This is a genomic window from Myxococcales bacterium (assembly GCA_016720545.1).
Lineage (GTDB): Bacteria > Myxococcota_A > Polyangia > Polyangiales > Polyangiaceae > JAAFHV01.
Genome location: JADKKK010000031.1, coordinates 1 through 7,773, shown reverse-complemented (window position 1 = coordinate 7,773; position 7,773 = coordinate 1). Strand labels below are relative to the sequence as shown.

The following is a 7,773-nucleotide window of genomic DNA, read 5'->3' as shown; positions in this document are numbered from 1 at the left end:
GTTGATTTACGGACCGAGGCCCGGCGTCGTCCGCGCCCGGCCCGCCAAGGCGCGATTTGAGGAGCGCTCGGAGCGTGTTCCAGGTGGGCGTTTCTAGCAGCCCGTTGATTTTGCCCGCAGGGGTCGACACGGATCAGCGGCATGGATAGGGTTCCGTCCACGATGGGAATGGGGCGACGGACGGACAAGCAGGCGCCGATGTGGGTGGGGACGACGGAGCTCCCGAGGTCGCCCGGACATCGGTTCTACGAGAAGCTGAACGAGCTGCTGCGCGCGGCGGGGTTCGACAAGCAGGTCGAGGCGCTGTGCGAGTCGAGCTTCGACGCCGGAGCCGCTGGGGGCCGACTGTCGGTTGTGCCCGGGGTGTACTTCCGGATGCTGTTGGTGGGCTACTTCGAGGGGATCGAGTCGGAGCGCGGCCTCGAGTGGCGATGCTCGGACTCGCTGTCCCTTCGAGGGTTCTTGGGCCTCCTTCCCGGCGAGCGCGTTCCGGACCACTCGACGCTTTCGCGGACGCGGACGCGGCTTCCGAGCACGGTTTACGAGGCGGTCTTCACGCTCGTCCTCGGCATCGTCGAGAAGGAGGGCCTCCTTCGCGGAAGGGTGGTCGGCGTCGACTCGACCTATCTGCGGGCGGACGCGTCGATGAAGACGATCGTGAGACGCGACACGGGCGAGGGCTACGCGGAGTACCTGAAGAAGTTGTGCGTCGAGCAGGGCATCGAGAATCCGACCGCCGAGGACGCCCAGCGCATGGACCGCCAGCGCAAGGGCAAGAAGGTGTCGAATGCGGACTGGGTCTCGTCGACCGACGACGATGCGCGGATCTGTCGGCTCAAGGACGGACGGACTCGGCTTGCCTACAAGGCGGAGCACGTCGTGGACATGGAGTCGGGCGTCGTTGTAGCGTAACCGTCCGGGGTTCGACGTCTGGGCGGAGGTCTAGTGGGGAGGGAGACTGGGGTCCGGAGGTTGAGGTATGGCAGCGGCGAAGAGCGAGGGTTTCTGGCGGCGTGTGGTGTCCGAGGTCGAGGGCGGCAAGGGGGTTGGCGAGGTGGCGAGGCGGCACGGCGTGAGCGCCTCGTCGGTGCTGAGATGGCGAGCGAAGCTCGGGTCGGCGACGTCGACTTCGCTGGTGCCGATCCGTGTGAGCGCCGCGTGTCCTCCGTCGAGGGGCGAAGCCGGGCCTGGTCGACGGGTGAAGCTCGAGGTGGGCGAGGTCGGTGTGTACTTCGAGGAAGGGACGGACCCGGGGTACGTGGCGGCGGTGGCGCGGGCGTTGGGGGTGTGATGCTGGGGCTACGGTCGAGCCTCCGTATTCACCTGGCGGTGGGCGCCGTCGACCTCCGCGCTGGCCACGATGGGCTGGCGGCGATCGTGCGTCGGGAGTGGGGGGAGGAGCGGCTATTTGGCGGGCACCTCTTCGTGTTCCTCGGGCGCCGGCTGGACCGGTGCAAGATCCTGTTCTGGGACCGGGGCGGGTTCGTCCTGTATTACAAGCGCCTGGAGCGAGGTCGATTCCAGGCCCCCGCGCTGAGCGCGGACGGGAAGTCCGCGGAGCTGGACGCGACGGGGTTGGCGATGCTGCTGGATGGCATCGACGTGGCACGGGTTCGGCGTCCGGAAGCGTGGACGCCGAAGATTGGGCGTTGCGCATAAGGGGGATCGACAGAACGAGCGAAGCGTGATCAATACTGGTTGTTGCCCCCTGTAGACGACCACCCGTGCTTCTGGCGTGAAGAGGGTAACCGCTGCGCGGACCCCACGTCGCGCGAGTGATCGGGGGAGTGCAAACTGCACCCATGGGACGACAGCGAAGCAGGGGCGAGCGCGGGGCGGAAGTGCGGGCGTGGCGGGCGAGCGGGGTGAGCGCTGCGAAGTATAGCGAAGAGCACGGGCTGTCGAAGGGGAGCCTCTGTCGCTGGGCCGCGGAGGTGGACGGGCGGGGGTCTCGAGTCCGGCCGGCTCCCGAGCCACGGACAGCGTTCGTGCGCCTCGAGGTCGCGCCCCGCGCCGTGGGAGGCCTCGTCGTGGAGGTGGGGCCCGCGAAGGTGCGCGTCGAGCCGGGGTTCGACGCGGGGCTCCTGCGCGAGGTCGTGAGGGCGCTGGCCGGGGGCGCGTCGTGATCCGCGGGTGGAGATCTTCGTGGCCGTCGAGCCCGTGGACATGCGCTTCGGGTTCGAGCGCCTGGGCGGGCTGGTGCGCGAGCGGATGGGGCGTGAGCCTCGGTCCAAGGCGCTGTTCGTGTTCTTCGGCAAGCGTCGGCAGACCGTGAAAATACTGACGTGGGACGGCACGGGAGCGGTGCTCTGGTACAAGCGCCTGGACCGCGGTGTGTTCGAGATCCCCAGACCCGAGAGGAGGGAGAGACGAGCGTGATCGTGAGCGAGGTCGCGTTCGAGGCCCTGTTCGCGGGGCTCACGAAGACAGTCCACTAAGATGGGAAAATATTCGCCATGAGGCTGAATTTCCAGAAGATCGGCTACGTCTAACGGCACCGTGAAGAGAGCGATGCGCATCCCCCCGGAGACCGCGAAGCTGGCGAGCGCGCTCGCCGAGCGCGACGCGGCCATCGCGTCGCTTCAGGCGCTCATCGCGTCGCTGCAGGGGACGATCGCCGCGCTCGAGAGCGCGCTCACGAACCACGCGAGCGAGAAGGCTACTCAAGCGGCGGCTGTACGGCACGAAGTCCGAACGAAGCGGCACCAGCGAGCTTCAGCTCACGCTCGGCAACTTGCTCGCGGATCAGGCGAAGCTCCAAGCGGAGCTCGACGCGCTCACGAAGCAACCTACAGGGACCACGGGAGAGAACGGCGCGCCGGAGCCGGCACCGGAGCCGGCTTCGCCCCCGCCTCCGCCCGAGGAGGCCGAGAGCGAGAGCCGCGCCCGAAGGGGCCGCGATCTCTCCGCGTCCAAGCTCCCGCGGGTGGTGGTCGAGATCCGCGATGGCGCGCCGAGGCGAGCGGCGGAAGGCTCATTGACTGGGAGACGAGCTATCAGCTGATGTTCCAGCGCGCCTGCTTCAAGGTCCTCGTGAAGAAGGTGGCGAAGTACGAAGTCTCCGTTCACGGCGCGGCGAGGGTGATGGTCGCGCCCTCGCCGAAGCCGCTGTTCCCGCGCGCCATGCTCCACACCTCGGTGCTCGCCTGGCTCGCCGTGCAGAATTCGCGCTCGGGGTCCCGAACTACCGCCTCGAGCGACACGTCTCGGCGATGGGCGGAGTCCCTCGATCGCTCGACCATGTGCCGCAACCTCGAGGGCCGGCGCACGCTCGGCGCGACCATCGTGCACGCCATGCTGCGCGACGCCATCGAGACGTGCTCGGTCCTCTCGACCGACGCCACGGGCGCCGCCATCCAGCCGGGCGCCCGCGACGGTGGCCCCAAGCGCGCCTGCAAGAAGGGCCACTTCTTCACCATCGTGGCCGATCGCGATCACGTGCTCTTCTCCTATGTCGAGCGCCACACGCAGGACGCCGTCGCCTCGCTCTTCAAGGGCTTCCGTGGCTATCTCCAGTCCGACGCCAGCAGCGTCTACGACATCCTCGACCGAGGACACGGCGGCGCAGATCCTCCGGTGCTCCTCGTCGGCTGCTGGGCCCACACCCGCCGCTACTTCTTCGAAGCTGCGATCTGCAAGTACCCCATCGGAGTCGCAGGCCTCACGCGGATCCGCGCGATCTACGTCGCCGACAACGCGCTCGCCCACATGCCGCCCATCGAACGCGCGCGCGAGCGCCTCACGCGCGTCCTCCCGCTCGTCGACGAGTTCTTTGCCTGCGAACGACCGCTCGCGCGACCCTCGGCAGGACCCTCGCCACGAAGGCGCTCGGCTACGCCGAGAACCAGGAGCAGGAGCTCCGCCGTGTCTTCCTCGACGGCCGCCTCCCCTCGACAACACACGCAGCGAGCGGGCCCTTCGCACCATCGTGGTCGGCCGCAAGAACTGGCTCTTCTATGGCAGCGATCTCCACGCCCACGCCGCCGCCGCGCTCTTCAGCATCGTAGCCTCCTGCCGACTCCACGACCTCGACCCGCAGATCTACCTCGAGGACCGTAGCACCTCCGACCTGGCCGAAGGACCGGTACCTCACCGCCCCGAAGAACTGGTGGCCACCCGCGCGGCTCGACCCGAACGAGCCGAGGCCCCCTCGGCGACGCACCGTCCGCCGCCGCTCGCCCTCGTCCCGGCGTGATCGCGGGCCGACGGCCCCTTCCGCTTCGCGAGCAGCTCGCCGCGCCCCCTTGCCGTCGGCCCCTGCCCTGTGGGTCGCGCTCCTCCGACTCCGCGCGCGCGATGTGCAGGTTACTGAAGAGAGGCGAGACGGCTCCGCGCAGAGGTGCGCAAGCGGGGGGAGGAGCTTGAGGAAGCGAAGCAGAAGCTCGCCGCCCTCGAGCGTCGCGTGCTGGGCCCGAAGAGCGAGAAGATGCCGCCGATGGCCGGGGAAGTCGCAAAGCAGCGACCGACCGACCGCGAGGTGGCGAAGCAGAAGCGGCGGGAGGCGGCGGACGCGAAGGCGAGGCTCGAGACGGTGGTGGAGCCCGTTGCGGTGCCCGAGGCCGAGCGCGTTTGCCCGAAGTGCGGCAACGAGCACCTGGCGGCGGTGGGAGACGGCAAGCCCGTGGTCCAGCACGACTACGTGCCCGGGCACTTCCGGCGGCGCGTGAAGGTCCGCGAGACGCTCGCCTGCTCGTGTGGCGACTACATCGTCACGGCGCCGGCGCCCGATCGCCTGGACCAGAGCCCGTACGCGCCGAGCTTCGTGGCGTATCTCGTGGTGTCGAAGTGCGAAGACGGGCTGCCGTTCTATCGGCTCGCGAAGATGCTCTCTCGCACCGGCGTCCCCACCGAACGGAGCACGCTCAACGACCTGTTCCATCGGGCGGCCAGGCGCCTCGCGCCCTTGGCTGCGCGGGTCCTCGCGCGCGTCGGGCAAGCGGAGATCGTGTTCGCGGACGAGACCTCGATCAAGATGCTGGAGGGGAACACGCGCGCGTTCGTGTGGACCTTCCTGGCCGACAATCTCATTGGGTTCGTCTTCAGCCCGAGCCGCAGCGGCGAGACGCCCGCGCGCGTGCTGGGCGACAGCACGGGCGAGCTCATGGTCGACATGTACACCGGGTACAATCGGATCACCGCCCCCGGCCTCCGGAGGCGCGCTGGCTGCATCGCGCACGCCCGTCGCAAGGTGTTCGAGGCAAAGGACGTCCCGGGTGCGACCAAGGGCCTGGAGCTCGTCCGCGATCTCTACGTCGTCGAGCACGACGCGCGTGCGCTTGGAATCGAAGGCACGGAGGCCCACCTGGAGCTGCGCCGCACGCGGTCGCGGCCGCTCATGGCGCGACTCTTGGTGTGGGCCCGCGCGGCGCGGCGCGGACACCCGCCGAAGTCCCCGCTCGGGAAGGCCGTCGGCTACATCCTCCGCAATCGAAAGCCGCTGACGCGGTTCCTCTACGTGGCCGCGCTGCCGCCCGACAACAACCGCTCGGAGGCGGCCCTTCGTCGGGTCGCGCTCGGTCGCAAGAACTACCTCTTCGTCGGGAACGAGGACTGCGGCGAGAACACTGCGGGCCTCTTCTCCCTCGTCGCGTCTTGCGTCCACAACGACGTCGAGCCCATCGCCTACCTCACGGACGTGCTGGTCCGGGTCGATACGCACCCGAACCACAGGATCGACGAGCTCCTCCCGGACAAGTGGCGACCGCCCGACCGACCGGGCTGAGTCGTCCGCCTCCGCAACTCCGTTTGGGCTCGCCACCGCGCGGGCACGGCGCGCGCGTGCCGACCCCGCGTGGCAAGCCCACGACGGGCCCTCGGGTCGGCCGCGCCTACACCTCGGACCGAGGGTGCCGCCGTCGCCGACCGTCGTCCACGAAACCGCCGGCCGGCGCCGCCCCCGGGCCGGCCTCCGACCTGGACCCCGACACCACCGCGCCTCCCACGGTCCCGATCGCTTGATTTTCGCCGCATCCTGCGGTCCCCGCAGGATGCGGGTTGCGCCTAGTCTCCGCCAGACGTCGAAGCCCGGACGGTTACGTTGTAGCGGCCGAGCTCCTACCCGCCGACTCGGCAGACACCGCGACTCTCGCCACGAGCCTCGAGGTGGCGCGCACCAACATCGAGGTGGCTCGCGGCTCCAGCCGCGACAGCAACGACGACGACGACAACGACGACGACGACGGTAGTAGCCCTCCCGGCTCCCCAGACTTGCCCAGCGAGCGCGAGGTCATGGAGGTCGTCGCGGACAAGGGCTACCACAAGGCCGAATCGCTGCTGGACCTTGCCCGAGCGCAGTACCGCACGTACATCCCCTCGCCGCGGGTCAACGGGGCGCGTCACTGGGGCGACAAGGGCGGCATGCTCGCGCGCGAGGCCTTCTACTCGAACCGCGCACGCTGCCAGAGGAAGAAGGGCAAGCGCCACCAGCGCACGCGGGGTGAGCTCATCGAGAGAACCTTCGCTCATGTCTGCGAGACAGGCGGCCATCGACGCGTCCGGCTGCGCGGACAAGAGAACGTTCGGAAGCGCTACCTCCTGCAGGTCGCTGCCTTCAATCTCGGCATTGTCATGCGGAGACTGGTCGGAGCGGGAACACCACGCCAAATGGCCGGCCGGAGGGCCCTCCTCTACGTCGTTTTCGTTGTCAGCGTTCTCCGGCTTTGGTGCGCGCTCTTCACCCTCCGCCTTGGCACGATTTTCCGAGCCGCCACCCGCGCAGCCGTCGACGCCCTTGATGAGAGAGAATTGCAGAACGCCCGCTTATCAACGGGCTGCTAAAGCCCTCGTGGCGTTGCGTTGATCGGCCAGGAGTCATCAGGGGCGGCGCCTCGCCCGGGCGGCCGCGTCCGGTGACCGGACGGCTGCGCGGCCCGCCCCAGATCGCGCCACCGGGCCACTGTCCTCTGCTTGCGCCCCGCACGGACACCCGTGTATAATCAATATCTTGACCTGCCATGTCGAAGTCGAGCAGTTCGTTCGCCACCCGTCTCGGAACTCCCGCCAGTAGCGCTGCGCGCATGCACGGCTTGGCTGCGCTATCCGCGGGTGTCATCACTTCACTTCGCGCGGAATGGTTCCGCGTTCGCCTCGACCGAACCCATCTCCGACTGTTTTGTGGTCGGCTGATCGTAATGACCCTCGAGGGCCGGCACGCTTGGCTTGCCCTGAGCGAGGAACTCCTCGACGCGACTTCACCGTTGAAGTCATGGTCTTGGGATGAACGAGGCCTCCGACCGTCCGACGCTGCCGGGCAGCCATATCCTCGCTACGCTCGACCGCCATCTCGCAACGGTTTCTACTCACCCGACCTCGACCCGAGCGGGGTCGAATGGACCGCGCTCCAAACGCCACACCTCGACTACTTGAAGAGGGTTGTTGTCGAGGGGCGCGCCCCAGACCATCGCACGCGCAGCACCGACGGACTGACAGAGGCGGTGTTGTCGTGGGGAGCAGGCTCCCCGTCAGAATGCCTCTCACAAGCGAGCGTCGTCGCTTCGCTCCGTTCCTCTCCCGCTGTTCGGAGGGCTCGCATGGAACTCGCTCCACGCAAGCCAGCGTCCAGGATGATCCTGACGCGGGCTTTTGATCGTAGTCCAGATGTCATCGCTGAGGCGCTCCTCCGCGCGGCTGGCATTTGTGAGTCCTGTCGCGAGCCTGCGCCATTCGCACGCGCCTCTGATGGCACGCCGTATCTTGAAGTTCACCACCGGACCCGCCTGTCCGACGGCGGCGACGACAGCATCGACAACGTTCTTGCCGTCTGCCCGAACTGCC

Annotated in this window: 10 protein-coding genes; all 10 read left to right on the top strand. The window is 68.5% G+C overall.

Translation table 11 applies throughout. From position 1 onward, the window contains the following. The first annotated feature begins 141 nt into the window (after positions 1-141). Entirely contained in the window at positions 142-912 is a 771-nt protein-coding gene (locus IPQ09_26445; protein MBL0197692.1) for a transposase, read from the top strand. A 67-nt stretch (positions 913-979) separates the two neighbouring features. Then, positions 980-1,291, top strand: coding sequence for a transposase (locus tag IPQ09_26440; protein MBL0197691.1), 312 nt, complete (start codon positions 980-982; stop codon positions 1,289-1,291). Further along, positions 1,291-1,659 carry an IS66 family insertion sequence element accessory protein TnpB gene (gene tnpB, locus IPQ09_26435; protein MBL0197690.1) on the top strand — a complete coding sequence of 123 codons (369 nt, stop codon included), beginning with the start codon at positions 1,291-1,293 and terminating at the stop codon, positions 1,657-1,659. The genes IPQ09_26440 and tnpB (IPQ09_26435) overlap by 1 nt, the downstream gene beginning before the upstream one ends. Before the next feature lie 329 nt (positions 1,660-1,988). Beyond that, on the top strand, positions 1,989-2,126 hold the full coding sequence (locus IPQ09_26430; protein MBL0197689.1) for a hypothetical protein: 138 nt from the start codon (positions 1,989-1,991) through the stop codon (positions 2,124-2,126). A 40-nt stretch (positions 2,127-2,166) separates the two neighbouring features. Then, the gene (tnpB, locus tag IPQ09_26425) at positions 2,167-2,379 is read left to right on the top strand and encodes an IS66 family insertion sequence element accessory protein TnpB (GenBank protein MBL0197688.1); all 213 of its coding nucleotides are present in this window, start codon (positions 2,167-2,169) and stop codon (positions 2,377-2,379) included. A 295-nt stretch (positions 2,380-2,674) separates the two neighbouring features. After that, positions 2,675-3,004: a hypothetical protein gene (locus IPQ09_26420; GenBank protein MBL0197687.1), complete on the top strand. Its 330-nt coding sequence runs from the start codon at positions 2,675-2,677 to the stop codon at positions 3,002-3,004. Next, positions 3,004-4,059, top strand: a complete 1,056-nt coding sequence (locus tag IPQ09_26415) for a transposase (GenBank protein ID MBL0197686.1) — start codon at positions 3,004-3,006, stop codon at positions 4,057-4,059. Before IPQ09_26420 ends, IPQ09_26415 begins: the two co-directional genes overlap by 1 nt. Positions 4,060-4,339: 280 nt before the next feature. Next, positions 4,340-5,722 (top strand): IS66 family transposase, encoded by a 1,383-nt coding sequence (locus IPQ09_26410; GenBank protein ID MBL0197685.1) that lies wholly within the window; start codon positions 4,340-4,342, stop codon positions 5,720-5,722. A gap of 272 nt (positions 5,723-5,994) precedes the next feature. After that, positions 5,995-6,777, top strand: coding sequence for a transposase (locus IPQ09_26405; GenBank protein ID MBL0197684.1), 783 nt, complete (start codon positions 5,995-5,997; stop codon positions 6,775-6,777). Positions 6,778-7,130: 353 nt separating this feature from the next. After that, positions 7,131-7,773 (top strand): HNH endonuclease (locus IPQ09_26400; GenBank protein ID MBL0197683.1); only part of this gene is annotated, 643 nt, incomplete at its 3' end.